At 66.7% G+C, this 243-nt stretch carries 1 pseudogene; it reads left to right on the top strand.

Annotation, left to right across the window (positions count from 1 at the left end):
• Positions 1 to 243: pseudogene (locus AC1RP1_RS08460) on the top strand (hypothetical protein); the annotation flags it as partial.

Genomic DNA, 243 nt, shown 5'->3' with positions numbered 1-243 from the left:
GGCCTGCTGGCGGGCGCTCGCCGGAGTTCCGAGGGAAGCATCCGGCTCGATGACAAGAAGGTCGCGTTCTCGGCTCCTCGCGATGCGATCCGTCGTGGCATCGGGCTGCTGCCGCAGGACCGCAAAGCCGAGGGCGTCATCCCCGATCTCGGCGTCGCGGCGAACATCAGTCTCGCCAGCCTTCCCATGTTCAGCCGATTCTCCGTGATCGACGGCCGTAAGGAGAAGAAGGCCGCCCAGGAG

Source organism: Dellaglioa sp. CoH-56-MRSF-13, assembly GCF_056782095.1.
This window is presented reverse-complemented; position numbering and strand designations above follow the sequence as displayed.